The organism is Streptomyces sp. NPDC013187 (assembly GCF_042899705.1).
In the GTDB taxonomy this organism is placed as follows: domain Bacteria; phylum Actinomycetota; class Actinomycetes; order Streptomycetales; family Streptomycetaceae; genus Streptomyces; species Streptomyces hawaiiensis_A.
This window is the reverse complement of record NZ_JBIBAF010000013.1, coordinates 13186-39052: the sequence shown is the minus strand read 5'-3', so window position 1 is coordinate 39052 and position 25867 is coordinate 13186. Positions and strand designations below refer to the sequence as shown.

The 25867-nt window shown below is 69.3% G+C and carries 17 protein-coding genes; 8 read left to right on the top strand and 9 right to left on the bottom strand.

Annotated features, from left to right (window positions below; all coding sequences use genetic code 11):
• Positions 1-4 precede the first annotated feature (4 nt).
• From ACFY5B_RS26715 to eccE, 4 genes are all read right to left on the bottom strand, one after another.
• On the bottom strand, positions 5-1858 hold the full coding sequence (locus ACFY5B_RS26715; RefSeq protein ID WP_389973548.1) for an ABC transporter substrate-binding protein: 1854 nt from the start codon (positions 1856-1858) through the stop codon (positions 5-7).
• Between the two features lie 295 nt (positions 1859-2153).
• Entirely contained in the window at positions 2154-6173 is a 4020-nt protein-coding gene (locus ACFY5B_RS26710; protein WP_389973545.1) for an SCO5717 family growth-regulating ATPase, read from the bottom strand.
• Between the two features lie 198 nt (positions 6174-6371).
• Complete coding sequence (locus tag ACFY5B_RS26705; RefSeq protein WP_389973541.1) at positions 6372-7181, bottom strand: hypothetical protein; 810 nt, start codon at positions 7179-7181, stop codon at positions 6372-6374.
• Positions 7181-8509, bottom strand: a complete 1329-nt coding sequence (eccE, locus tag ACFY5B_RS26700; RefSeq protein WP_389973538.1) for a type VII secretion protein EccE — start codon at positions 8507-8509, stop codon at positions 7181-7183. The genes ACFY5B_RS26705 and eccE overlap by 1 nt, the downstream gene beginning before the upstream one ends.
• Before the next feature lie 207 nt (positions 8510-8716).
• Here eccE and eccB point away from each other — a divergent pair, with 207 nt between their 5' ends.
• Genes eccB through ACFY5B_RS26685 form a run of 3 tightly spaced genes read left to right on the top strand, consistent with a single transcriptional unit; the run spans position 8717 to position 12140 of the window.
• Entirely contained in the window at positions 8717-10243 is a 1527-nt protein-coding gene (gene eccB / locus ACFY5B_RS26695; protein WP_389973535.1) for a type VII secretion protein EccB, read from the top strand.
• 47 nt (positions 10244-10290) lie between these two features.
• The gene (gene mycP, locus ACFY5B_RS26690; RefSeq protein WP_389973532.1) at positions 10291-11544 is read left to right on the top strand and encodes a type VII secretion-associated serine protease mycosin; all 1254 of its coding nucleotides are present in this window, start codon (positions 10291-10293) and stop codon (positions 11542-11544) included.
• Positions 11538-12140: a hypothetical protein gene (locus ACFY5B_RS26685; RefSeq protein ID WP_389973529.1), complete on the top strand. Its 603-nt coding sequence runs from the start codon at positions 11538-11540 to the stop codon at positions 12138-12140. The genes mycP and ACFY5B_RS26685 overlap by 7 nt, the downstream gene beginning before the upstream one ends.
• A 4-nt stretch (positions 12141-12144) precedes the next feature.
• Here ACFY5B_RS26685 and ACFY5B_RS26680 read toward each other — a convergent pair whose 3' ends face one another.
• From ACFY5B_RS26680 to ACFY5B_RS26665, 4 genes are all read right to left on the bottom strand, one after another.
• Positions 12145-12834 carry a hypothetical protein gene (locus ACFY5B_RS26680; protein WP_389973526.1) on the bottom strand — a complete coding sequence of 230 codons (690 nt, stop codon included), beginning with the start codon at positions 12832-12834 and terminating at the stop codon, positions 12145-12147.
• On the bottom strand, positions 12831-13340 hold the full coding sequence (locus tag ACFY5B_RS26675) for a hypothetical protein (RefSeq protein ID WP_389973523.1): 510 nt from the start codon (positions 13338-13340) through the stop codon (positions 12831-12833). The genes ACFY5B_RS26680 and ACFY5B_RS26675 overlap by 4 nt, the downstream gene beginning before the upstream one ends.
• A gap of 72 nt (positions 13341-13412) precedes the next feature.
• Entirely contained in the window at positions 13413-15728 is a 2316-nt protein-coding gene (locus tag ACFY5B_RS26670; protein WP_389973521.1) for a hypothetical protein, read from the bottom strand.
• Positions 15729-15853: 125 nt separating this feature from the next.
• Positions 15854-16375, bottom strand: a complete 522-nt coding sequence (locus ACFY5B_RS26665) for a hypothetical protein (RefSeq protein ID WP_389973518.1) — start codon at positions 16373-16375, stop codon at positions 15854-15856.
• A 516-nt stretch (positions 16376-16891) separates the two neighbouring features.
• On the opposite strand from ACFY5B_RS26665, the gene ACFY5B_RS26660 reads away from it, so the two are divergent.
• The 5 genes from ACFY5B_RS26660 to ACFY5B_RS26640 all read left to right on the top strand — a co-directional run bounded on the left by ACFY5B_RS26660 (position 16892) and on the right by ACFY5B_RS26640 (position 21358).
• On the top strand, positions 16892-17338 hold the full coding sequence (locus tag ACFY5B_RS26660) for a hypothetical protein (protein WP_389973515.1): 447 nt from the start codon (positions 16892-16894) through the stop codon (positions 17336-17338).
• A 2-nt stretch (positions 17339-17340) separates the two neighbouring features.
• Complete coding sequence (locus ACFY5B_RS26655; protein WP_389973512.1) at positions 17341-19128, top strand: hypothetical protein; 1788 nt, start codon at positions 17341-17343, stop codon at positions 19126-19128.
• Positions 19129-19152: 24 nt separating this feature from the next.
• Positions 19153-20463 carry a S8 family serine peptidase gene (locus ACFY5B_RS26650; protein ID WP_389973509.1) on the top strand — a complete coding sequence of 437 codons (1311 nt, stop codon included), beginning with the start codon at positions 19153-19155 and terminating at the stop codon, positions 20461-20463.
• 148 nt (positions 20464-20611) lie between these two features.
• Complete coding sequence (locus ACFY5B_RS26645) at positions 20612-20959, top strand: hypothetical protein (RefSeq protein WP_389973506.1); 348 nt, start codon at positions 20612-20614, stop codon at positions 20957-20959.
• Between the two features lie 99 nt (positions 20960-21058).
• Positions 21059-21358: a WXG100 family type VII secretion target gene (locus ACFY5B_RS26640; protein ID WP_389973503.1), complete on the top strand. Its 300-nt coding sequence runs from the start codon at positions 21059-21061 to the stop codon at positions 21356-21358.
• A 223-nt stretch (positions 21359-21581) separates the two neighbouring features.
• Here the strand turns inward: ACFY5B_RS26640 and eccCa are convergent, their stop codons facing one another.
• The gene (eccCa, locus tag ACFY5B_RS26635) at positions 21582-25556 is read right to left on the bottom strand and encodes a type VII secretion protein EccCa (protein ID WP_389973501.1); all 3975 of its coding nucleotides are present in this window, start codon (positions 25554-25556) and stop codon (positions 21582-21584) included.
• Positions 25557-25867: the final 311 nt, after the last annotated feature.

Here is a 25867-nt window from a genome sequence, read left to right as displayed (position 1 = left end):
CGCTTCACTCGCGTTCCTCGGCGGTGGCCCGCCGCCGCATCGCCGCGAAGGCGCCGAGCCCGCCGAGGATCACGACCCCCGCGACGATCCCGACCACGACCCCCGTCGACGACGCGGTGTCGGAGGAGCCGTCGGAGTCCGCGGGCACCGCCGACCACCAGCTCCAGTAGCCGTCCTGGCCGTAGATGTTGCCGGCCTTCGCCGGCATGGTCGTGATCGACTTGATCTGGTCCGTCCGGTAGGCCTCGACCGCGTTCGGATACGCCATGACGTTCATGTACCCGAGGTCGTACAGCCGCGACTCCATCTGCTTGACGATGTCCGCCCGTTTGGCGGGGTCGTACTCGGTGAGCTGCCGGGCGTAGAGCTGGTCGTACTTCTTGTCGCAGATGAAGTTGTCCGTCGCGCCCGTGTCCTTCGGGGTCGCCGGGAGCGCCCCGCAGGTGTGGATGGACAGCACGAAGTCCGGGTCGGGGTTGACCGACCAGCCGTCGAACGCCAGGTCGTACTTGCCGGCGAGCCACGGGTCGGTGACGTTGTCCAAGCAGTTGAGCCGGACGCCGATGCCGAGCTCGCCCCACCACTCCTGGAGGTACTTGCCGACAGCCTTGTCGTTCGGGTCGGTGGCGTGGCACAGCACGCGGTAGGTGATCGGCTTGCCGTCCTTGCCGACGCGCTTGCCGTCGCCGTTCTTCTTGTACCCGGCCTGGTCGAGCAGCCGCGCCGCCTCGGCCGGGTCGTACGCCAGCTTCCGGTCCGCGGAGGGCTTCCAGAAGTAGTCCTGGAAGCGCGGCGGGATGTAGCCCTCGCCCTCGACGGCGTGGCCCCGGAACACCTTGTCGATGATGGCCTCGCGGTCCACGGCCCGGAACAGGGCGTTGCGCACCCGCTGGTCCAGCAGGGAGGGGTGGCCGTCGCCGAACTTCTCGCCGTTCTTCGCCTTCGCGCCCGGGTTGGTGGCGAGGGCGTAGAAGCGGCGGCCGGGGGCGTCGTTGACCTGGATGTCCTCCGCGCCCTTCAGCGACTCCGCCTGAGCGGGCGTCAGGGACGGGGACCCGGCGACGAAGGACACCTCGCCCTTGCGCAGCGCCGACACGGCCGCGTCCTGATCCTTGTAGTAGCGGAAGACCAGCTCGTCGAATTTCGGCGACCCGCGCCAGAAGTCCTTGTTGGCCTTGAGCCGGACATAGCTGTCGGCCTTGTAGCCGCTCAGCACGAACGGGCCGTTCCCCACGACCGGGAAGCTCTTGTCGTTGTTGAACTCGGAGAAGTCCGAGACCTTCTCCCACACGTGCTTCGGCACGATCGGCACGTCCAGCGCGGCCATCGTGGCCTGCGGCTTCTTCAGCTCGATGACCAGCTTGGTGGGGCTCGGGGCCGTCACCTTCCTGAAGTTCCCGACGTAGCTGCCGTTCGCCGTGGCCGCGCCGGTGTCGGTCATCATCTTGTTGAACGTCCACGCCGCGTCCTCGGCGGTGGCCTGGCGGCCGTCCGACCACGTGGAGTTGTCGCGGATCGTGTAGGTCCAGGTCAGCTTGTCCGGCGACGGCTCCCATTTGGTCGCCAGGCCCGCGATGGCGTGGTTGTCCTTGGGGTCGTAGTTCGTCAGGTACTCGTACATGAGCCGGTGGATGCTCGTACTGAGCAGGCGGACCGCCAGGAACGGGCTGAGCGAGTCCACGCTCTGCGCCACGGCGACGGTCAGCACCTTCTTGCCGTCGTCGGCCGCCCGGGCCTGCTGGGGCGCCGGGGCGAGCGGGGTCGCGAGACCGGCGGTGAGGGTGAGCGCGGCGGCCCCGGCCAGGGCGACGAGCCGGAGGCCGTGCGGGAGGCTGCGTTTCTGATCGTTCGTGCCCATGGTCGGACCTCGCGTCATCGCTCGGACGGGAAGGACGGGTTGATCAGCTGTCAGATGCGTGATGTGTGTGTACCAGCGGCTCTCTCACCCGTCAACGGCGCATTCACCCCTTGTGGCCTGCGGAAATAACGAGTTGGCGAGCTTTCTGCCCCCATTGGTCGAGACCACTGACGCGCTCCTGGCCAGGGCCTGGCAACGGAATTCGCCCCTGAACGCACCGAGGCCCGCGCCGAGTCGAAGCGGCGCGGGCCCGAAGGGGATCGGCCCCTGAGAAGGGGCCGACCGGGTGAGGCGATTACTGCGTCGGAGGCGGGGGCGGCGGGGTCTGCCCGTCCGGCTGGGCCGGGTGACCCGGCTGCCCGGGCTGGGGGTAGCCGTAGCCCGGCTGCTCGGACTGGGGGTAGCCGTAGCCCGGCTGCGGGGGAGCGGCCGGGGGCTGTCCCGGCTGCGGGTACGGCTGGCCGGGGTGCGCCGCCGGTTGCCCGGGCTGCTGCCCCGGCTGGCCCGGCTGCCCGGGCTGCGGGTAGGGCGGCTGACCCGCGGCCTGCGGGTAGGGCGGCTGACCCGCGGCCTGCGGGTACGGCTGCGGCTGTCCCGGCTGGGCGTAGGGCTGACCGGGCTGGGCGTAGGGCTGACCGGGCTGGGCGTAGGGCTGGCCGGGCTGCGGGTACGGCTGGCCGGGCTGTGGCTGCTGCGGATACGGGCCCGGCTGGCCGGGAGCCGGCTGCTGCCCCGGCTGGGCGTAGGGCTGACCGGGCACGGGCTGACCCGGCATGGCCTGGCCGGGCAGCGGCGGGGCAGCGACCGGCGGCGGGTTCCCGTCGGACGTCCACAGGCCGTGCGCCTGCTGGTGGCGGATGAAGTCCTCGGCGACCATCGCCGTGAGATTGAAGTACGCCTCCCGCACCTTCGGCCGCATCATGTCGAGGTCGACCTCGGCGCCGGCGGCCAGATGCTCGTCGAAGGGCACGACGACGACGCCCCGGCAGCGCGTCTCGAAGTGCGACACGATGTCCTCGACCTTGATCATCTTTCCGGTCTCGCGTACCCCGGAGATGACGGTGATGGACCGCGAGACGAGGTCGGCGTACCCGTGGGCGGACAGCCAGTCCAGCGTCGTGCTCGCACTGCTCGCCCCGTCCACGGACGGCGTCGAGATGATGATGAGCTGGTCGGCGAGGTCCAGCACACCGCGCATGGCGCTGTACAGCAGACCGGTACCGGAGTCGGTGAGGATCACCGGGTACTGCTTGCCCAGCACGTCGATCGCGCGCCGGTAGTCCTCGTCGTTGAAGGTCGTGGACACGGCCGGGTCGACGTCGTTGGCGATGATCTCCAGACCGGAGGGCGCCTGCGACGTGAACCGCCGGATGTCCATGTACGAGTTGAGATACGGGATCGCCTGGACGAGGTCACGGATGGTGGCCCCGGTCTCCCGCCGCACCCGGCGCCCGAGGGTACCCGCGTCCGGGTTGGCGTCGATCGCGAGGATCTTGTCCTGCCGCTCGGTGGCGAGCGTGGAGCCGAGGGCGGTGGTCGTGGTCGTCTTGCCGACACCGCCCTTGAGGCTGATCACCGCTATCCGGTAGCAGGACAGCACGGGCGTACGGATCAGGTCGAGCTTGCGCTGCCGCTCGGCCTCCTCCTTCTTGCCGCCGATCTTGAACCGCCCGCCACCGGCGGCCGGACGGCTGCTCTTCGCCTTCTGCTTCTTGCTGTTGAGCAGCCGGTCGGACGACAGCTCCACCGCAGCGGTGTAACCGAGCGGAGCCGCCCCGGGGTTGGTCGGCTGCCGCTGGTCGTGCTGCATGGGCTGCGGCCAGGCGGCGCCGGTACGGGGGTCGACCGGCTGCTGCGGCTGTTGCCCCGGCTGCGGCTGCCCCGACGGGTCGGGCTGCGGGAACCGGCCTTCCGGGTGGGGCTGGGCCTGCGGGGGGATGTGAGGCTGCGGCTGGGCCTGCTGGTGCGGCGGCTGGGCACCGGGGTGCGGGAAGCCGTAGCCGCCCGGCGGGGTGGGCGGGGTGCCCGGCTGGGGGAAGCCGTAGCCGCCCTGCGCGTCGGGCGCGGAGGCCGGGGTGCTGTGAGGCGGCTGAACCGGAGGCTGCTGGGCGTCCGGGGTCGGAGCGCCCGGCTGGGGGAAGCCGTAGCCGCTCTGGGGGCCGGGTGTGGCCGGGGCGGGTGCGCCGGGGTGCGGGAAGCCGTAGCCGTTTGGCGGGGTGGGCGGGGCAGTGGCCGGGGTGCCCTGCTGCGGGAAGCCGTAGCCGCCGGGCTGCGGTGTGGGCTGCGCGGGCGGCTGGTGGGGCGGCGTCGGCGCGGCAGGCTGGTTCCACGCGGCGGGCGCGGGCTGCGGCGCCTGCGGCTGGAACGGCGGCTGGTGCGCCGGCACGGAGGCCTGCGGCGGCACCGGGGGCTGTCCCTGTGCGGCCGTCGGCTGCGGCTGAGCGGGCGCGTTCGGGTCCGAGGGCTGCGCCGGCTGTTGCTGCGGCTGGGCGGGCCACTCGCTCGCCGGGGCCGGAGCGGCAGGCTGGTACGACGGCGGCAGCGGCGGCACGCCCAGCGGGGGCGGGGGAGTGAAGTCGGACGGCGCGCTGTGGGGGGCGTCGGGGGAGACCGGGGCGGCCGGTACGGCGCCCTCGGGCTCACTCCGCCCGGGCGCGCGGTCGGCGGGGGGCGCGTCGGCCGGCTCGGCAGCGGACGCCACCGAGTCCTCACCCTCGTGCTCGGCCCCGGCCGGTACCGGGCCCACAGGCTCGTCCGAGCCGGGCATCGCGTGCCCGGACTGAACGTCCTCGGGCTGCGTGTCCGCGGACTGTGCGTCCTCGGACACCGTCTCCTCGGGCTGCGCGTCCTCGATCCGTGCCTGCTCGGATTCGGCCTCGTCGGCGTCGGCGGCGTCCGAGGGCTCCGCGTCTGCCAACCCGGCGTCCTCGGTCTCGACGTCCTGGGGCTCGGCGTCCTCCACCTCTGTGCCCTCGGGTGCTGCAGCCTGCGGCTCGAGGGCCTCGGGTGCCGCATCCCCCGCTTCGGGCCGTGTGTTCTCCGACTCGGCCTCATCGTCCGGCGGCACGTCGGTGAAGGAGTCCGCGTTCAGCGCGTAATCGGAAACCGCAGCGGAGTCGTCTGCCTCCACACCGGGAGCGCCGTCATCCGCGCCCTCGGCACGGACACCGCCACCGGCCTCGTCGGCGTCCTTCGCCTCGGTGGCCTCGGTGGCCTCGGTGGCCTCGGGGGCGTCGGGCGTGGAAGCCGCCTCCGCAGCGGCACGCTCCTCGATCTCCCGCTTCAGGGCGATGGCGGAGAAGCGCATGGTGGCACCGCTCTCCAGATCGCCGTTCTCCGGCTCGGCGGCATCACCGGAAACCGCCGCAGTCGAAGCCTCGGGAGCGCTCGAAGCCTCGGGGGTGCTCGAAGCCTCAGCAGTGGCCGGTGCCGCCGGAGCAGGAAGCGGAGTCGCCGGAGCGGCAGGCGGAGTCGCCGGAGTCCCGGGAACGGCCGGGGCCTGCGGCGGAGCCGGCGGCGTCCACTGCGACTGATACCCGCCGACGGGGATGTGCGGCACGGCCGAAGGAGAGGCCGCGTCCCCCGCGGGCGCCTCGGCCTGCCCCGGAGACGGGTCCCCCTGCGGCGACCCCTGCGGCTCGAACCCGCTCCCCATGGGAAGCCTGGGCACGGCCGAAGGACCTCCCGAAGAGGGCGTGGGCGGCGCCGGCGGCGCGAAGGGCGCACCCGGCGCGGGCGCGGGAGGCGCGAACGGGGCGTTGGGAGCGGTAGTCGGCGCGGGAGGCGTGAACGGGGCGCCGGGAGCGGGAGCCGGCGCGGGAGGAGTGAAGGGCGCCCCGGGCGCCGGAGCCGGTGCGGAGCCCTGCCCCGGCAGAGAAGTCGGCAGGGCCGAAGGCCCACCGTCAGGATTGGCGTGCGCCGGCCGAGTCAACCCGGGCAGCGGTGGCACGGGCCCCTTAGGCGCGGTGGAACCGCCAGGCACCCCGGCAGGCCCAGCCGCTCCGGAACCACCGGGCACCCCGGAAGCGCCGTTCGCCCCGGAACCCCCCTGCACACCCGAAGCCCCCGGCCCGGAGCCGGGCGCCCCTGAAGCGCTGGAGTCCTCGGACGCGCCCGCCCCCTGCCCCGAGGACGAACTCCCCGAGGCGTTCTGGGTGTACCAGGCGGGCGGGGCGTAGTCGATGGTGAACTCGCCCGTCATCTCCGCTGCGGACTCCGCGTCGGGCTGGTCATCGCCGGGTGTCGCCCAGCCCCCGCGGATCCCGTCCCGATCGCTGCTCACAGTGTTCCTCCTGGTGTGCTCGAGCACCCTCATGCCGTGCTGGGGCGACCATTGCCGACGCACGAATCAGTGAGCTACCCCCTGGGTCACCCCCGATGTCGCGTCACCCTGTTGGGTCATCGCCTCGTCCCCCGCCCCAGCCTAATCAAGAAAGAGGCGGACACGGCAGGCGCGTCCGTCCGAGTGATGTGCGTCCGACACAAAGTCGGCGGAACCGGCGCGGGTTCGCGGTCAGTCCATCCGCCGGGCTGCACCGAGCAAACCGATCTCGGCGTCCGTGGGCTGCGTCATGACGTACTGGCGGTCACCGTCGGTGCACCACAGGGTCACCCCGTCAGCGAGGGTCGGTAGCGGTTCGTACTCGGTGCGCGGCAGGCCGATCACCCGGCCTATCTCGGCCGCCTCGTCGGGCGACACCCGCTGCACTCCGGTGAGTCGCGCCTGACGCATCAGCCGGGGTGCCACCGGGCTGAGATACGGCAGCAGGGTGAGCACCGACTGCCAGGGCGCCGACACCACGCGTCCGCGCGGCGGACGCATACCGCAGTCCCGGACCACCAGGACCGGGCTGCCGGCCGAGGCGCCGAGGGGAGGGACCCGGCCCACGTCGTGCACCGTCATCCCGGACTGGCCGCCGCCCACTGCCTGGACGATCTGCGACCAGTGCTGGGCACGGCCGGTCTCGACGGCGACCCGCGCGCCCGTCGCCGCGGCGCGCAGCGCGAGCACCTGGGCCGTCCACAGACCGCCGATCAGCAGCACGTCGTAAGGCGTCGGACGGTTCACCCCGAGCACGGCGGGCTGGCCCTCGGGGGTGACGCCGACGACCACGCCATCGTCACCGATGGGCAGCGACAACGCGTCGAGTTGGTCAACCGGCAGCGTGTGTCGCGGATGGCGGGGGCCGAGCAGTCCGAAGCCGGTGCGCAGCCGCACGGCCAGGCCGCCGCCATCGGAGCGGGTCCGGGACGGCGGGGCCGCATCCGGAGCGGGCGCCGTGGGGGAGTTGGCGGACGAGGTCCGGGTCGTCAGGGGGGCCATCAGCGTGCACCTCCGAGCGGCAGCGTGGCCAGGACTCCGGGCAGTTGCTCCCGGTCGAGTCGGGCGAGTCCGGTCTGCGCCTGCCGTGCCACGCGTTCCAACTCGCGCCGTGACGAGGCGAGCTCTGTGCTGCTGCGCCCGGTGACCCGTACATGCCCGGTAAGGGTCACCTCCTGCTGTCCGCCCCGGGCAAGCGTCAGGCTGAGCGTCGTCGCAAGGGCGGGCACCGCGGTCAACTGCGCGACCAGTTGCGGCAGAGCGGTACCGGAGCCGCCGAGCGAGGGCCAGCGGCGCACCCAGTACGTGGTGTGTCTGCGGTTGTCGCACCGCCAACTGCGACTGGTCTCCTCGGTGCGCCGCCGGGGCGACTCGTTATGCCCGGCCTGGGTGGTCACCGTCGGGTTGGCGCAGGCGGAGGTGGCGATGGCGGAGGTCACCTCCTCCTCGGTGAGCACGCTCACCCGGAACCCGGCGCCCGTCAGCCGGCTCGCCAGATGCTCCACGGACCGCACCAGGCTCTTCTGGGCCCCAACGAGCCCGCCGCCGCGGGCGGCCACCGCCTCCGGGCACAACTCCGGGTCCAACTTCAGTGCGATCCACATGATGCGGACGGCCGGAGAGGCCGTCTGCCCCTGTAGCTGTGTGTAGTTGGTCACCACGACCGACTGCTGGGGCAGGTGCGGCGCGGGCGCGGGCTGGGTGTGCACCACGATTTGGGCGGACTCCAGGTGGATTCCGTCGACATCCAGTGCGTCCCGCACCGGGGCCAGAGGGAGCGGGCGGCGGCCGCGCTCCGCGCGCAGCGCCCCCAAGTCTGCCTCCACCTGCAGGACCGCGGTGAGGAAGCCACCGTCACCGACCATGCCGACGGGCCGCTGGTCACGGTCGTTGCCGCGGCTGTAGCTGTAGGTGCGCAGGCTCGGGTCGCACTCGACGGCGGGGGCCAGCCCCGGGTCTGTGCCCGGCGGCACTGTGCTGTTGGCGGCCCTGCGGCGGCGGGAGCGCAGGGCCTGCACGCGGGCCAGCCACTCGGGCAGGGAGCGCCCTCGGCGCCGCACCAGCGCGAGCACCACAAGGATCACGGCCGCGACGGCGGCCGGGACGAGCGCGTATGTCCCGGTCACCCAGCCGCACAGGACGAGTGCCGCGGCCAGTTCGAGCAACACCAGCCGCTGTACGGCGAAGGAACCTCCGCGTCCCGAACGTGCCCTCAGATGCGGCGTGACAGCGCCTGACGCCGCGCCGCCGTCGCTGGGCGCCGCCCGGCCGGCGCTGCCCGAACGCGACCTCGATTGCGATCGTGACTGTGACCGCCGTGCGGAAGCCATCACCCCAAACCCCCCGAATGTCTCACGAATACCTCTGCCCACTCGCTGCCGCGAGTCCTGAGCGCACTGCCCGTGACACACGCACGGTCACGCAACAGGCATAGTAGGGGCCGGGTCTGACAACCGAGGCACCAGAGGCAACCACGGGCGGGCGACGGTCACCATCACCGTCCCCAGGGCTCCGCAACGGGGAGAGAGCGGACACAGATGGCATCACGCCGCGATGAACTCAACGCCTACACCTTCGCGAAGCGTCGCACACTCGCTTCGTTTCTGCGGCCGTCGCCGTCGGGTTCCGAAGAGGGCGCGCCGAAGCCGCTGAGCGCGGTTTGGCCGGGGGTGGTGGTCGCCGTGGTGATCCTCGCGGTGTTCGGCGCCATCGGGCTCTTCAGCCCTACCGCCCCGAGAGGCTGGGACACCCCGAACGAACACGTCATCGTCGCCAGCGACTCGACGACGCGATACGTCGTCCTGAAGACGAAGGGCCAGAAGCAGCTGCACCCGGTGCTCAACATGGCCTCGGCGAAACTGCTGCTGAAGCCCGACAAGAACAGCATCATCACGGTCGACGAGAAGGTTCTCGACAGCGGCAAGCCCCCGCACGGCGCCACCCTCGGCATCCCGTACGCCCCCGACCGGCTGCCCTCCACCGGTGAGGCGGAGGCCACCAAGCGCTGGGCGGTCTGCGAGCGCCCCAGCGACGGCGGACGGGCTATCCAGAAGGCGGCGTTCGTCCTCGCCGAGAAGGAGTGGACAAGGACGGAGGGCCGCCACAAGCTTTCCAGGAACGACCTGATGTACGTGGTCGGTCCGGACGGCAAAACGCAGTACGTCGTCGACGACCGCGGCTGGGCCTACCCGCTCGTCGACCCCACTGACAGGGAACTCCTCAAGGCCCTCGACACCCAGGGCCGCGCCCCGCAGCGCGTCTCCCAGGACTGGCTGGACACCCTGCACAAGGGAGACCCCCTCACCATCCCCTCGATCGACGGTACCCCCGGCGCCGAGGCCGGCGCGTCCGACAGCCTCGGCGAGTACGACAAAGTCGGCATGGTCATCAAGGCTTACGACGGCACGCGCATGCAGTACTACGTCGTCCTCCCCGGCGAGGTCGCCCGGATCAGCGAGTTCACCGCCACCCTCCTGCTGAACAGCGGCAAGCTCGTCGCCGTCGGGCAGACCGGCGAGGCACAACAGGTCGCCCCCGGCGCGGTGGTCGACAGCACCACCTTCCGCGGCCAGAAGAAGTGGCCGACGTACAAGCCGAAGACCGTCAACAACGGCACCAGCTCCACCACCGGCCGCAATACCGTCTGCAACGTCCTGCGCTCGGTCGACGCGAAGAACGGCACGACCACCCTGTCCACCTGGGTCGGCACCGACTTCCCCGCGTCGCTGCCCACCGGCTCCTCCAGCGCCTACGTCACCGCCGGCTCCGGACAGCTCTACCGCCAGTTCCAGGGCACCGAGACCAAGGCAGGCAGCGTCTTCCTGGTCACCGACACCGGCCTGCGCTACGCGCTGCAGTCCAACAGCGACAGCGCCACCGAGGACAAGGGCATCGGTACCTCCAAGGAGCAGCGCGAGCAGGCGCTGACCGAGGCCAAGATCGCCCAGACCAGGCTGGGCTACGAGAAGGTCGACCCGGCCCCCGTCCCTCTGGCGTGGTCGCGGTTCCTGCCCACGGGCCCCCGCCTGTCCGAGTCGGCGGCGCGGCAGCCGCAGGGCTCGTAGTCGCGAGCGTCCGGTAGGAGAGCGAACTGATGCTGAAAGCAGGCGACGTGAGGACCAGAAGCCGCTCGCTGGTGGTGACGCTGCTCGCCGCGACGGCCCTCACCGCGACGACCCAACTCGCCCTCCCGGTCCACGAGGCCCGGGCGGACGACAGCGGCCAGTGCACCTTCCCCTCGGAGAAGTACGAGGGCCGCCCCTGGTCGCTGCAACGCATCAACCTCGACGAGCTGTGGGCGCAGACGAAGGGCGAAGGTATCCGGGTCGCCGTCGTCGACACGGGTGTCGACGTCAAGAATCCCCAGCTCACCGAGGCCGTCGACGCGTCGAAGGGCAAAAACCTCCTCCCTGAGAAGGACAAGAAGGGCGAGAAGATCGAGCGCGGCAACGCGAGCGGCACGACGGACACCGTCGGCCACGGCACCCGCGTGGCCGGCATCATCGCCGCCCGCCCGGTGAAGGGGAGCGGCTTCGTGGGCCTGGCCCCCGAGGCCACGATCATCCCGATCAAGCAGAACGACGCGGAGGGCAACGGCACGGCGCTCACCCTGGCTCAGGCGATCCGCCACGCAGTGGACGTGGGCGCGGACGTCATCAACATCTCTCAGGACACGGCCAACGCCGTGAAACCGGCCGAGGAGCTGGAACAGGCGGTGAACTATGCCCTCGGCCGGCAGGTGGTCATCGTCGCCTCGGCCGGCAACGACGGACTCGGCGGCAACGTCAAGGTCACTTACCCGGCGTCGTACCAGGGCGTCCTCGCCGTGGCCTCCTCGGACCGCAACAACGAGCGCGCCCCCTTCTCCCAGTCCGGCAGCTTCGTGGGGGTCGCCGCACCCGGCGTCGACATGATCTCCACCGTTCCCGGCGACGGCCACTGCTCCGACAACGGCACCAGCTTCTCGGCCCCGTACGTCGCCGGCGTAGCCGCCCTGCTGAAGGCCAAGTATCCCAAGTGGACGGCCCGGCAGATCGTCGCCCAGATCGAACAGACCGCGGAACGCACCATCCCCGGCCACGACATCCTCGTCGGCTGGGGCGTCGTCGACCCGGTCAAGGCCCTCACCGACGTCGATCCGGCCCATCCCGTCGAGTCCCCCCGCCCCGAACAGAACCCGGTCGGCGCCGAAGCACCCTCGGTGGCCCCCGTCCACTTCGGCGAGACACCGGAGGAACGCAACACCCGCCTCGGCACCTACGTCGTGGTCGGAGGCCTCGTCCTGGCAGCGGGGCTGAGCGGGACGGCGGTGGCGGTGCGGGACGCGCGCCGTCGCCGGAGAGGCCTGGGAGGCCCGGCATGCTGACGCAACTGTCGATCATCCTCTTCGTGCTGGCGGCTCTGCTGCTCCTCATGGCCTGTGTGAAGGCGCAGCGGGTCCGTTCCTGGCGCGAGTCCCTGAACCCGTCCGCGCCGGAGGTCCCGGACGCGGCGTTCGTCGTCGCCCGCATCGTCCTCATAGCCATGGCGGCGGTCTGCGCAGTGATGGGTTTTCGAGGCCTCGGCCTGCAGGACCGTTGGAAGTGGAGCGACGACGAGCTGAAGAGCGCGGTGGAACAGGCCACGTACGAGCTCGACGGGTTCCTGTACCGGGTCGACGAGTCGGGCGAACCCGTCGTCCGCATCTACGAATACGAGGCGCTCGTCGAGAGCGAGGTCGTCGAGAACGGCGGCGATGCCCCACAGGACGGCGTCGCCGCCTCAGCTGCCGACGGCAACACGGACGCCGACGCGTACTTCACCGTCTCCGCGAACGGAGCCGACGCCGAGTTCTGCGTCCACATCGAGCGCGTGCGCTCGAAGGAGGACGACTACACGCCACCGGGAATCACGGGAGGCGAGGGGACGTACACCGAGCTGGGCTACCGGCTCACGGTGACGTCCCGTGAGGGGGCGTGCTGACCGGTCAGGCGGCGTCGTCCAGGGCTGCGGAAGGCGTTTTTCCGTCCTGGGCCTGCTCGGCGCGTTCGGCGAACACGGCGGTGAACTTCTCGAGCGTGCCCGGCAACTCGATACCAGGCCCTGCCTCACCGACTGTCACCATGATCACACTGCCGACCCGCACCTGTGCGGTGGCTGCCCCAGCCCCGTCCTGGAGCGAGGGATGCACACCGCTCACAGCATCGTTCTCGTCCCCGATCTTTCCGAGGTCCAGCTCGCGCGGCTTGACGCTCCGACCACGCCAAGCCTTCCATACCGGCTCATAGGAAGCCCGCGCCGACTCCGCGTCCTCGTACGCGATGAGCACGAAGTCCAGCCGGGGCTTGCCACGGCCGCCCGCCAGCGCCGACACCCCGGTGACCTGCGGTTTCGAGCACTCGTCGGGCCCTTCGTAGCACCGGGCCACCCTCAATTCCCGCGCCTTCTTCTGCGGATACGCGACCGGCTCCGAGGTGACCTCCCACCCCGGGGCCGCCTTCGCGTCAGGGAGGGCTGCCGCGACCTGCTCGGCACTGAGCGGCCCGGACTCACCCGCGGTGCCGGTGCCGCTGCCGCTGCCGTCGACACTGCCGCAGCCGACCAGCAGAGCGAGGGCCGCGCAGGACGCGAGAACCTGCCGGTGCAGACGGCGTGCTCCTCGACCGAGATCTATCACTCCGAGTCCTCCGCTTCGCACTCGGCCGAGTCTTCCACCCCACTCGTATAGGCGGTGATCAGCCGTTTCATCGCATCGGCGTCCTTATGTTCCGAGCCCTGGGCCTGAACCGCTGTGTACAACTCCTGGCCGTGCTGCTCGTCGACGCAGCCCTTCGTCTTACCAAAGGCCTCGTTCCCCGAGTACCGGAAGCGATCGCCCTCGGCCGACTCCTCAGGAGGCGTGAGCGTCTGGCCGGAGGCGAAGTACGCGGTGGTCTTTCCCTCTTCCACCCACGCCTGGGTAGCCCTCAGAGCCAGGTCGTCATCCACGACGACCTCGCACACCTTCGTCCCGCCACCGGACTTGTCCCGCACGGTGATTTCCTTGCCGTCCGGGAGGAACGGGCCCAGTTCACCGGCGTCAACAGCGACTCCACACAAATCCTTTGGAATCGCGTAGTCGCGTTCGGACTGGTCACCGCCACACCCCGACAGCACGGCGACAAGGACGGTGATCGCCGACACGGCAACCATGCCTCGCTTTCGCGACGGCGCAGGGCGAACACTCACAAGATCCCCTTCGTCGAGCCGCAATGGTCAGAAGGCGGCGATGGTACCGGGCGCCTGTCCGTCCACGATGGCGCGTGCGTTGATGTAACCCTGGCGTGCCGCCTCACGGGCGGTGATACCGGCATCACTCGTGTCCATCGTGTGGTACCTGTCCGCCGCGGTCCGGGCGGCGTCCTCAGTGATGGTGAGGTTCCGCGTCAGGCCTTCCTGCCAGTACTCGCCGCCCGTCTGCTGCGCCTGGTCCATGGCGTGACCCTCTGCGTCCTTGAACACCGATTCCAGGACGGTGCTGGTGACTGTGCCGGCTGCGCCGCCGACGGCTGCCCCGACCCAGGGCGTGGCGACGAAGGACGTACCGACGCCGACCACGGTGCCGACCGTGCCGGAGATGATGTTCTTCTTCTGAGCGACGGCGTGCTCGTATTCCTTGTCCTTGTCCGAGGCCTCCTGTCCGATGTACTCCTGCGCGCCGAGCGCGAGAGTGCCGGACACCTCGCCGGACCGTCCGGCAATCTGCCGGATCACGAGTTCCTCGTCGTCTGACAGTCGTTGGGCCTCCGGGAGGTCCGGGTTCAGGTGGTAGTCCATCAGCTTGCCCATATACGCCTTCTGGCCAACCTCGACCGCGGCGTATCCCTCGGGGTTCTGGCCGACGGCGAAGAGCAGCTTGCTCACGGACGCGTGATCCAGTTCGGCTTCGGAGCCGGCGACGGGGTACAGCTTCTCCACCTCCCGCCACTTGTCCGAGTCCGGACTCCGCTCGACGTCGGTCATGGACCGGTTGATATCCGGCAGGTACTCGGAAGTGATCTGTCCGACGCTGTCGGTCATGAAGCCACGGCCGGTGAGCCGCTCCGGATCGTCCGCGATCGACGCGACCAGGCTCTGCATGAGCTTGGCCTGATCGGCGCTGTGAGCCGGCGTGTCGATGGTCGGCATCTCGCCCGCGGGGTGACCCGTGGTGGCCGCCTCCAGTGCGAGGGCGAGGTTGTTCTCGCCGGTGTGGAGATCGTCGCCCTTGAGATTGCTCTCCTGCGGCCACTCCCGCTCCTCGAAGAGGTACTGGAAGTTGGAGAGAGTGACCTTGCCGTTCTTGCCGTCGCCGTCGGTGTCCCGCTCGAAGGGGTTGTCCTTGTCGTCCTTGTTGACGAACTCCTGGTTGAAGAAGTCCGTGGCCGCGTCCGGGCTGTTGGAGAGGCCCTTCAGGTAGCCGGTGAGCGGGTCGGAGCCGCTGTCCTCGCCGATGCGGTTCAGCCAGGGGTCCGCGCCCATGTGCTGCCACGCCATGTTCTGGTGCTCGCCGTTGCCGGTGAGCTTGCGCTCGGTGGCCATGAGCTTGTTGCCGTAGTCCTTCAGGAACTGATCGTCGTAGTCCCCGGTCCGCATCAGGTTGCTCATGACCTGGAAGCCCATGGGGCCGCCGCCGTTGGTGCCGAAGACCGGTTTGTCGCCGATGTCGATCATCGTGCGCTTCCACTCGGTCATGGCGACCGAGTCGCTCTGCGTGGCGTTGGCGAGCGTCGTGCCAAGGCTGCGCTGCAGATCGTCGAACTTCTCCCCCCGTCCCTGCCCGAGCTCGTAGTTGCCCCTGTGAGCGTCGTTGACGCCGGTCCAGAACTCCAGGGTCTTCTGCGGACCGAGCGTCGTGGCGAACCGTTCGGTGAACAGATCGTCGTTGCCGTACTTGTTGAGCCCGTTGAGGAGCCGGTCGAACTCCTCGGGGTTGAGGTCCTTGGGGTCCTTCCGCGCCAGCTTCGCCAGTTCGTCAGCCTGCTTGACGGCCTCAGCGGCGCTGTCCCGGTCCTTGTACGAGGCGTCCGAGAAACCGAGCTTGCTCTGGTCGGCGATGGCCTGCAGGACGGTCTGGGCCGAGTTGTCGCTCTCGGTCGCCTTGTCGAGGATCTTCTGGAGCTGATCGCGCAGCGCGTTGATCTCGGACTGGTTGTCCTTGTCCTGCCGCGCCCGGCCCTCCGGCGGCACATTCGTGGTGACGGTGAACCCGCCCTCGTAGCCGATGACCGTCAAATTGTTCTTCCGGCCGCCGTCTATCGCGCTCACGAGCTGCTGGTGATAGCCCTTCAGCTCTGTCCGCGTGTCCTCGAGGATCTTGTGGATGGTCGTCGCCTGCGTGTGCGCGTCGCTGAACTCACCGGCCGTCTTGCCGATGAACTCCTTCGACACCTGAGCGTTCACACCCGCCCAGTCCGCCTTGTTCGCGGCCTGGTGCAGTTCTTCCTCGGCGTCCTTCTTCAGCGTCTCCAGGTGCTTGACCAGGGTCGACCAGTCCGTGACGGCGTCGTCGAGCAGCTTGAAGTTGGCGTCGCGCAGTGTTTCGAGGTCCATCGGTCTCTATCCCCAGAAGTCCAGGAGTTGCAGAAGTGTCGAGCCGCGGTTGAGCGAGTCGGTGAGCCGTGTGCCGGTCTCCGGCCGGAACGCGGGGAACCACACCGGCGTCCCCCGGGCCGCCGCTACTCGTCCTTCTTCTTCTCGTCCTTCTTCTCCCCGTACACGGGGTTCTTCTCGCCGGGCTGCCCCACGCGCTCGTCGAAGCCGGTGTCCAAGGTGTCGATGCTGCTCATCTGGCGCACGATGAAGTTGTCGTCGCCGGCGTGGATCCTCTTGGTGACCTGCAGATGGTTCGTGATCTGTGCACACGCGTCCATGAGGGACTTGAGCTGTTCCTCCCACCGGTTCGAAACGTGCTGCAGCCCCGCCCCGAGCGCGAAGCCCTGCTTCGACAGGTCACTGGCTGCGGAGTCACTGCTGGGGACAGAGACACGAGCCTTGTCCCACAGCGCGTTGTACAAGCTGTGCGCGGATTTGCTGATCTTCGTCAGCGAAGCGTTGGCGACCTTCAGATCGCCGTACGACGACGGTCCTCCCGCCGTACCCGGCGATCCGTCCCCCGGGTCGAGCTGGTTCAACTGCATCTGCGTGGACTGCCGTTCGGCAGCCTGAGTCTTGAGCTGCTCCCACTCGTCCCATGCCATGGGTCGTCCTCTTCCCCCGTGCTGCTCGGCTCCCGGAGCTTAGCAACCTGGTAGGACCGGGGAAGATCGAAGGTCTCCAGGTGTGCGGATTGTCCGGCATGAAGGTTCCCAGGATCTGCGGTGGAAGAGACGGAAACGCCGACAGGAGGAGCGGTGCCGATCTTTGTCGTGATGTGTGCGTGTGCAAGGTTGGCGCAGAGTTGCCTGTCTGTGGCTGGTTTTCTCCTCCCGGGGCGCTGTTGTGCCCCGCCTGTCGAGGTATGGCGAAGATCACGGAGGCGGCTTCGCGATGGCGGCGACCGGCACCTGAGCAACGTGGCACACGGGTTTACGGTGGCGCACGCAGGCCTCGTAACTGAGGCATCACGCACCACGGTTGGACCTGTTGTGCAGGTTGACTAGAGTGGCAAACGCGTTGTTAGGCGCAGCTCGCTTTGCGATCGTATGGCGAGCGAGCGGCCGGCCCGGATGTGATCGGCCTCGACGGGATGTCACGGGGAAACGGGGAGGGGCATCGTGCTGCCAGCGGACATGATGGGGGGCGCGTCTGCGGCCAGAAAGGCGGACCTGGAGGCGAGCAACGAGGCGCTCGGGAAGTTCGTGTCTCAAGTGGACGCGGTGCTACGGACACTTGAGGAGTCGGCAGGCAACCCGAAGAGGGTAGGAGCGCAAACGATCAAGGCCTCCTCTCTGAGCAGCGGGAGCGCCGACGCCTTCCCTGAAGCGCGCAGTATGTACACCCAGTACAACAGCGTCCATGAGCAGCTCACCACCTTGTCCAAGACGCTGCACCTTCACATAGAGGCGATCGGAATCGCGGTCCAGGGTGCGGCCCACGGTTACGAGAAGCTCGAGGACGAGCAGCGTCGGCGGTTCTGGGAGATCCGGTCGCAGATCGACCAGATCGAGAAGCAGACGAGTCGCAAGCACTCCGCCGGACACGAGTCCGGGATTGGGGCCTGACGATGACCGACGAACAGCACAAGGACGACCTCGAGCGCGCCCGTAACCAGAACTCCTTCGCCGACATCGCCCGGAACGTCGAACACTCGGGCGTTAGCGGGTTCTTCCCCCGGATGGTGACTGATCCTCTCCGAGTGGTGGTCGGATCCACCGCTCCTGGCAAGGCGGTCTTCGCCAGCACCGACTTCGCCGCGAAAAACCTCGACCTCAACGAGATGATCGACCTGGTCGAACAGACGGACCCCGAGGACTTGGAGTCATCGGGCAACGCACTGTTGGACGCACGGACCGCCATCAAGACTGCGGCGGACACACTGCGCGAGGATGTCAAAGGTGTCACGTGGGTCGGTGAAGGTGGCAAGGCCTTCCGGGCATGGAGTGAGTCGCTCGTCACGGGCTCGACCGACCTGAGTGAATTCGCCGGGAAGGCGGGCGAACAGCTCGTCGCTGCCTCGATGGGTCTCTCATCGGTACGCAAGGCCATGCCCGCTCGTGACTCCAAGAACCTCAAGCGTCCGGAAAACTTCACTGACGCAGAGAAAACTGCCAAGAAGGACGACTACGACGCTGCAGTACAGGTGGAGAAGGACCGCCAAGAGGCGATCAACCAGATGAATCGGTTGGCGTCGTACTACGCGGTCTCGAGTCAGCAGCTCGCGGCGTTGCAGGAGAAGCCCCCGACGTTCGGGACGGTGCCGAATGTCCCGGTGCCGTCGGCTGCCTACGGGGCAGGATCCGCTGGGCCCTCGGAATCTGCCGGGTCTGCCGCAGCGAGCGGCAGCGCCGCAGCAACCGCACGTTACGACGCGCCGGTTGAAGCAGCCGGGCGTGCAGGAGTGCAGGGGACAAGCGATACAACTGTTCCGGGCATTCGCGGCAACGGAACGGTCACGTATCCGGACGACTTTGTCGGTACAAACATTGACAGCGTCGGTACCTTGCCGCCCACCACGCCGGCTACCGGGCCCGTTTCGCCGGTCACCGGTACCCCACCCGCAGTGGGCGGCCAGTCCGGATCGTTCGACAACTACGGGCCCTCGATCGCCGGTCGGTCCCAGGGAAGGCCTACGGGTGGAACCCTTGGGCCGCGCACTCCCGGCCCCGCCCAGGGGCGCAGTCAGTCCGGCTTGATCAACCCCGCTACCGGACGGACCTCGGGTCCTGGTGGCACCAACTCGATGGGCCGTCCGACGGTAACCGGACAGTCGCTCGCCAAGGGGGGCACTGCTGGTTCGAAGCCTTTCCCGATGGGCCACTCAGGCGTCTCCGGGGGCACCCCCCGGCCCGGCGGTATGACGGGGGCCCGAGCCAATGGCGGCCCGGCCACGGGCGCGGGCCGCGCGAACGGCGTGGTCGGAGGTCGGCCCGCAGCCACCGGGGGTACCGGAGCGAAGAACGGGCCGCGAATTCCCGGAGCCACGGTGGTCGGCGCTGGTCCGGCGAGCAGTCCCAGGCCGTCGACGGGTGGTCCCGGACAGCGTGGCGTCTTCGGCGCGCCTCAGGCCGGCGTGAGGCCCGGTGCCGGCGCAGGCGGTGCTTCTCGCGGCGGTGCCGTGGGAGGGGCCAAGCCTGTGACAGGCAGCCCGACGGGACGTAACTCCGCTGTCCAGGCGGAACGCAACGGCATGACGCAAGGCGGCGCGGGTCTCACCCGGCGGCCTGGCGGCAAGGGCAAGCCCGGCGACGACAGTGAGACGCAGGGATCACAGCGTCCCGACTATGTGGTCGAGGACGAGGAAACGCACCTGCCCAATAAGCCCCGGCGCGATGTGCCGCCGCTCGTCAACTGAGTGCTAGCGAGGATTGACAACACCATGAAGTCAGCGACGACGCTGCTCGGGACACGGTGCGGCAGCTGGGCGCGTTCGATCAGCGCGCTCTCCGGCGCCCTGGCTGCCTTGAGCATAGGGCTGACCCCGAACGCCTCCGCGGCTGACGCCCAGTCGATGCAGTGGTACCTGGGGCCGATGAAGACCGACCAGATGTGGGACGTCAGCACGGGGGAGGGTGTCAAGGTTGCCGTCATCGACACCGGTGTCAACCCGAACACGTCATCGCTCAAGAGCCAGGTACTGACCGGCGAAGTCCCCAAGGCTGTCGATTATCACGTCACCAAGGATTTCACCGGCCATGGGACCACCATGGCGGAGCTGATCGCCGGCACGGGAGCAGGCGGGGGCATTCAGGGACTGGCGCCCGGAGCGAAGATCGTTCCCTACCGAGTTGCTCTCGACGGACTGGAGAATGATCCGGCGGAGTACGGAAAGACGCCCGATTCCGCGCAGGCCCTGAGAGCCGCGGCCGACAGCGACGCCAAGATCATCAACATGTCCCTCGGAGGAATGAACTCCAAGGAGGGCAAGGCGGCCGTGAAATACGCTGCCTCCAAGGGTAAGCTGCTTGTCGCGTCCGTAGGAAACGACGGATTCCCCGATGCGCCGGCCATCTACCCTTACGTACTGGGTGTTGCGGCAGTCGGCTCCTCCTACAACGTTTCGGACTTCGCCAAGAAGTCATCGCACGGTTTCGCCGACCTGGTGGCGCCCGGTGACGGAGTGCCTGGGTGGTGCGACGAGGCTTTCCGTTCGTACTGCGAACAGCGCGGGACGAGCCACGCAGCCGCCCTCGTCTCCGCCTCCGCCGCCCTCATCTGGTCCGCCCACCCCGACTGGACCGTCAACCAGGTCACCCGAGCGCTGATCGACACCGCCGGACGCGGCTGGCCCAAGGATGAACCCAGCAAGTACGCGGGCTATGGAATGGTCCGTCCGCGAGTCGTCCTGGCGGACCCCGACTACGATGCCGGCGCGCCGGACGTCGACCCGCTGGCGAAGATCAATGGCGGCGACGTACTGGCCAAGGCAGGGGCACGGGACGCACGCAACAACGACAACGTCGACAACGCGGCCGGCTCCTCCTCCACCCCCTCCGCTTCTGCATCAGCCGCGTCACAGGCCCCAGAAAAGGGTTCAGCCGACGGTACTTCGGCGGCAGGATCGAACGCGGAAGTGGCCGCCCACGACAGCAGCGACAGCACCCTGTGGATCGCCCTGGGCGCCGCAGGCGCAGTGATCGTGATCGGCGGTGCCGGCGCAGCCGTACTGCGGGCGCGCCGCGCCAGGTGACTGGACCAGCCGCCCGAGCCGACTGAGTACCTGGGCGTGAGCCACGGGGCCTTCGGCTCGGTATCAACATCGCGTTCGCCTCCTCCGAACCTCGAGGTGACGCGGGACCAATCGACCAGACAACACACAGCGGAAGGGACGGCTGGCCATGGCGATGGACCAGAAGCTCGAAGATGCAGCAGTAGTCAGGCTGCAGAAGCAGATGTTCGAGAAGTACGAGAGCATCCGCAAGCGGGTGCACAACCTTCAGGGCGTCATCGACGGCCTCGAAGGCCAGTGGCAGGGTATTGGTCGCGCCGAGTTCGACCGGAAGCAGTACGAGATCAACGAGTCCCTCGGCAAGATCGGCAACATCCTCGGTGAGGTCATGGATGCCATGACCACCACGCGCAACATCAAGGACAGCAAGGAAGACGAGGTCCGCGCGGCAGTCAACCGCATCAACCTCCAGGACGGTGCTCCTACGGTTCAGCCGTCTGCTTTCAACTCGATGTGAGTGGCCCGAACCGAGACCTCCGGTCCGGTTTCAGGGCATCGAGCATGACAGTTCACCCCACATCACCCACCGCACACGAGCGATACGAGGTAGGTAGGCATGAGCCGTAACGGTGACGGTCTTTCCGTAACTTATGACGCGCTGGACTTCGCGGCCACGAACATCGGCAACGAGGCGAAGCAGCTGGAGCAGGACCTGGCGGAGCTCCGCAAGCTGGTCGAGAGCAGCAAGCAGTACTGGGCGGGTCAAGCCCAGGGCACCTTCGGCGACAAGCTGGCCCGCTGGGACAAGGAAGCAAACGACATCCACCAGGCACTGACGGGCATCGGCCACGTCGTCGGCCAGTCTGGTGGTACGTACATGGAAGGCGACAAGAAGGCCGCCAGCTACTTCCTGTAAAGGACGGCTGTTCGCGGGACGAGCACAGGGTGGGCGCGCACGGGAGGCGCCCACCCTGCTGTGTGTGGGAACGGGACGAGGCGTGCCACGAGGCCTTGGGGGAGTCACCACAGGCCAACGGGATCCCTCCGCGTCCTGTCCGTCTCCTGTTTCCCCAGAACCTCACGGCAACGGGGCCGCCCCGTCGAAGCGAAGCGACCCCGAGCCGAGCCGGCGGTGCCCGTCACCGAAGCCCGTCCGCCACCAACCCCACCTGGACCAATGGCTTCCCCCGCTTCCGCGACACGAACACGCCCCGCCCCGCGGGCATCGGACGCGGCCGTACGCCCCCCAGCAGGTCGCCCTCGGCGGAGTCGCCGGCGAGGATGACGCCCTGGGCGCCGAGCTCCTTCATACGCTGCATGAACGGCTCGTAGCCCGCGCGACCCGCGCCCGCGGTGGAGCGGGCGATGATGAAGCGGACACCGACGTCCCGGGCGAACGGCAGCATTTCCGTGAGGCCTGCCAGCGGGTTGCCACTGGACGTGGACACCAGGTCGTAGTCGTCGATGACGATGTACACCGTGGGGCCCTGCCACCAGCTGCGGTCGCGCAGCTGCTCGGGAGTGACATCGGCGGTCGGCGTACGGCGCTGCATCAGGTTGGCCAGCGCGTCCATGTGGTGCTGCATCTGGTTGGACATGGGGATGTACTCCGCCAGATGTGAGTCCGGGGTCACGCCGAGCAGCGAGCGCCGGTTGTCGACCACGAAGAGCTTCGCCTCGTTGCCGTTGTGGCGCTCGGTGATCCGCTGGATGAGCAGCTTGAGCAGATTCGACTTGCCGGACTCGCTCTCGCCGAAGACGAGGAAGAACGGGTCCTGCTCGAAGTCGACGAACACCGGCTCGAGGTTGTCCTCGTCGAGCGCGAAGGCGACGCCGCGGTTCGGGAAGCGGTTACCGGGCGGGAGCTGCTGCGCCGAGAACTCCCGGGGCAGCAGCCGCACCGCTGGGGCAGCGGGCTGCTGCCAGTGCCGGGAGACCTCGGCGGCGAGCGCCTGTGTCGCCTCGGCCAGATCGGTGTCGGAGGACAGACCGTCTATGCGGGGGACCGCCGCCATGAAGTGCTGCCGCTGCGGGGTCTGGCCGCGCCCGGGGACACCGGTCGGCACGTTGGCCGCCACCTTGCGGTCGAACTCGGAGTCCATCGCGTCGCCGAGTCGCAGCTCCAGGCGGTTCATCAGGTGGTCCTTGAGGTTGGAGCGGACCTCCATCGACCGTGAGGCGGTGAGGATCAGGTGCATGCCGTAACCGAGGCCGCGCGCAGCGATGTCGACGACGGCCGGCTCCAGACCCTCGTAGTCCTGGCGGAAGTTGCCCCAGCCGTCGACGACCAGGAAGACGTCACCCCACGGCTGGTCGGTCGTGGAGATCTCGCCGCGTGCGCGCCGGGTGCGGAACTCGGCGATCGAGGAGATGCCCGAGGTGCGGAAGTACTCCTCGCGGCGAGTCATGATGCCGTACACCTCGGCGACCGTGCGCCGGACCTTCTCCGGGTCGAGGCGTGAGGCGACGCCGCCGACGTGCGGCAGGCCCGCCACGGAAGCCAGACCGCCACCACCGAAGTCCAGGCCGTAGAACTGGACCTCCTGCGGGGTGTGCGTCAGCGCGAACGAGGCGACGATCGAGCGCAGCAGGGTCGACTTGCCGGACTGCGGACCGCCGAGGATCTGCATGTGGCCGGCCGCGCCGCCGAAGTCCGTCCACAGCGAGTCACGGCGCTGCTCGTACGGCTTGTCGACGATGCCGACGGGAATCACCAGCCGGCCCGCGCCCTCGTACCCGGGCTGCGTCAGCCCGCGGCCGGGCACGGCGGCGAGGCCGGGCAGCAGGGAGTCCAGCGACGGAGGGCTGTCCAGTGGCGGCAGCCACACCTGGTGGGCCGCCGGGCCCTGCGCCTCCAGCCGCCGCACGATCACGTCGAGCACGGTGTCGGCGAGCGCGTCGTCGGTCCGCTCGGGCTCCTCCTCCTGCCGCTGCTGCGGCACCGGCACGTAATGGACCGGCACCTGCGCCGCGGTGAACAGCACGGGCCGGCGGTCCACCGGGAGCGGACCGCCGTACGACGCTGCCTGCTGGGCGCTGGAGCGGTACACGCCGGAGACGTACGCCGCCTTGAAGCGGACCATCTCGTCCGTGCCGTACTTCAGGAAGCCGGAACCCGGCACGTTAGGCAACTCGTAAGCGTCCGGGACGCCGATCGCGGCGCGCGACTCGGCCGCCGAGAACGTACGCAGACCGATCCGGTAGGAGAGGTAGGTTTCCAGGCCGCGCAGACGTCCTTCCTCCAGGCGCTGCGAGGCCAGCAGCAGGTGCACGCCGAGCGACCGGCCGATACGGCCGATCTGCACGAACATCTCGATGAAGTCCGGCTTGGCCGTGAGCAGTTCGCTGAACTCGTCGATGACGAGGACGAGCGAGGGGATCGGCTGGAGCGCGGCACCGGCCGCGCGGGCCTTCTCGTAGACGTGGATGTTGGCGTAGTTGCCCGCGTCGCGGAGCATCTCCTGGCGGCGGTTGAGCTCACCGCGGATCGAGTCGCCCATGCGGTCGACGAGGGTCAGGTCGTCGGCGAGGTTGGTGATGACCGCGGCCACGTGCGGCATCCGGGACATGCCCGCGAACGTCGCACCGCCCTTGAAGTCGGCGAGGACGAAGTTCAGCGTTTCGGAGGAGTGGGTGACCGCGAGACCGAGGACCAGGGTGCGCAGCAGCTCCGACTTGCCGGAACCGGTGGCGCCGACGCACAGGCCGTGCGGCCCCATGCCCTCCTGGGCGGCCTCCTTGAGGTCGAGCATCACGGGCCGGCCGTCCTCGCCGACACCGATCGGCACGCGCAGCCGCTCGGACTGCGAACGCGGCCGCCAGGTGCGCCTCGGGTCGACGGCAGCGGCGTCCCCGAGGTTCAGCAGGTCGGTGAACTCCAAGTTGGCCAGGAGCGGTTCGTCGTCCTCACCGCCGGAGGCCATCCGCAGTGGCGCCAGCTGCCGGGCGAGCGCCTCCGCCGCCGGGTGGGACAGGACGTCGGGCGTGCCCTCGTAGACCATGCCGTGCGCCGATTCCAGACGCAGTTCGCGCGGGCGCACGACGACGGACAGGTCGCCGCGTCCGGCGGTGAGCTCGCCGGGTACGACCTCCAGGACCGTCACGCCCTGCAGCCCCTCAGGGCTGGCGAGCAGGGACGTCGGCGGCAGCGAGACACCGTCCAGGACGACCACCACGTGTGGCTGTTCGGGCACCGGCGGCGCGCTCGGGTGGAAGCGCGGGCGGCTCTGGAGCCCGGCCCCCAGCAGGTCCTCCAGCTCGAGCGGGTTCGTGGTGATCAGACGCAGGCTGCCGGCGCCGTCCGCCTCACCCCTGGCCTGTACGTGTGGCAGCCACTTCGTCCACTCCCACTCGGGTGCGCAATCCCGCCCGGTGACGACGGCGATGACGAGATCCTCGGGGGAGTGCAGCGAGGCCAGGGCGCCCGTCACCGCGCGGGCCGTGCCGCGCACGGTGTCCGGCTCACCGCTGATCGACACGTGGTAGAAGGCCCGCAGTGATACCGCCATCGGCAGATCCTCGAGCGTGCTGTGTGTGGCCAGGAAGCGCTGCATGGCGCCCGCCGTCAATGGCTCCAACTGGTCCACCGGCGCGGTCTCCGGCGGGAGCAGCGGGGTGGCCAGGGACTGCGCGCCGAGTCCCACACGCACCTGCCCGAAGTCCTCGTCGCCGGAGCGGCGCTCCCACACCCGGCTGCCCTCGGCGACCAGCGCCCAGAGTTGCTCCGGCGAAGGGTGCAGGTAGTACTGGGCGTCGCGCTGTGCCTCGGCGGTCTTCCGCGCCGCACGCCGGGTCTGCGACAGGTACCGCAGGTAGTCGCGGCGGATGTCGGCGATCTGGCCCTGGCTGCCCCGCCGGTAGCGGATCAGCATCGCGATGCCCATCGCGATCGTGGAGGCCACCATGACCATGCCCATGATCTTCATGAAGGGCTGAGCCTGAGGGTTGAAGAAGAACACCACCGACCCGCCCATGCCGAGCATGGGCAGGAGTTGCATCATGGCGCCTTCCCGCTCCCCGCGCGGCAGCTCCGGCGGCGGTTGCAAGAGGACCTCGTCCGTGGGCACTTCCCGCGGCAGAGCCCTCGGTGGGCGCTTGACGACGATGTGGCTCACTTCGCACCAATTCCCTTGCCGGACCGACCGTTCCGTCCGCCGCCCCGTGTCCGGCGAGCGTCGATCGCGAAGCGCGATCCTACTGACAACCAGTGACACCGGTGGGCGGTAGGGTGCCCGTGAGACAAGTGAGCAGTTGCGAAGCGGGCGCCCGAAGACCCAGACATTCCGCACTGTTCGTGGGGGAGTGCTCGCCGCCTGTTCCCGGGAGACGGGGCTCATACGACCGGCCGCCCGGGTGGTGGCAAGGCGCGACCCGACAGCATCGTTATCGGCGCTCGCGCGCTCGACGCCGCGAGCGCCGCACCATC

Bases quoted from the DNA above. Each gene is read 5' to 3' on its own strand.
- ACFY5B_RS26645 (WP_389973506.1), top strand. From the start codon at position 20,612: ATGGCGATGGACCAGAAGCTCGAAGATGCAGCAGTAGTCAGGCTGCAG.
- ACFY5B_RS26685 (WP_389973529.1), top strand. From the start codon at position 11,538: ATGCTGACGCAACTGTCGATCATCCTCTTCGTGCTGGCGGCTCTGCTG.
- ACFY5B_RS26640 (WP_389973503.1), top strand. From the start codon at position 21,059: ATGAGCCGTAACGGTGACGGTCTTTCCGTAACTTATGACGCGCTGGAC.
- ACFY5B_RS26665 (WP_389973518.1), bottom strand. From the start codon at position 16,375: ATGGCATGGGACGAGTGGGAGCAGCTCAAGACTCAGGCTGCCGAACGG.
- ACFY5B_RS26670 (WP_389973521.1), bottom strand. From the start codon at position 15,728: ATGGACCTCGAAACACTGCGCGACGCCAACTTCAAGCTGCTCGACGAC.
- eccE (WP_389973538.1), bottom strand. From the start codon at position 8,509: ATGGCTTCCGCACGGCGGTCACAGTCACGATCGCAATCGAGGTCGCGT.
- ACFY5B_RS26705 (WP_389973541.1), bottom strand. From the start codon at position 7,181: ATGGCCCCCCTGACGACCCGGACCTCGTCCGCCAACTCCCCCACGGCG.
- ACFY5B_RS26710 (WP_389973545.1), bottom strand. From the start codon at position 6,173: ATGAGGGTGCTCGAGCACACCAGGAGGAACACTGTGAGCAGCGATCGG.
- eccB (WP_389973535.1), top strand. From the start codon at position 8,717: ATGGCATCACGCCGCGATGAACTCAACGCCTACACCTTCGCGAAGCGT.
- ACFY5B_RS26655 (WP_389973512.1), top strand. From the start codon at position 17,341: ATGACCGACGAACAGCACAAGGACGACCTCGAGCGCGCCCGTAACCAG.
- ACFY5B_RS26650 (WP_389973509.1), top strand. From the start codon at position 19,153: ATGAAGTCAGCGACGACGCTGCTCGGGACACGGTGCGGCAGCTGGGCG.
- ACFY5B_RS26715 (WP_389973548.1), bottom strand. From the start codon at position 1,858: ATGGGCACGAACGATCAGAAACGCAGCCTCCCGCACGGCCTCCGGCTC.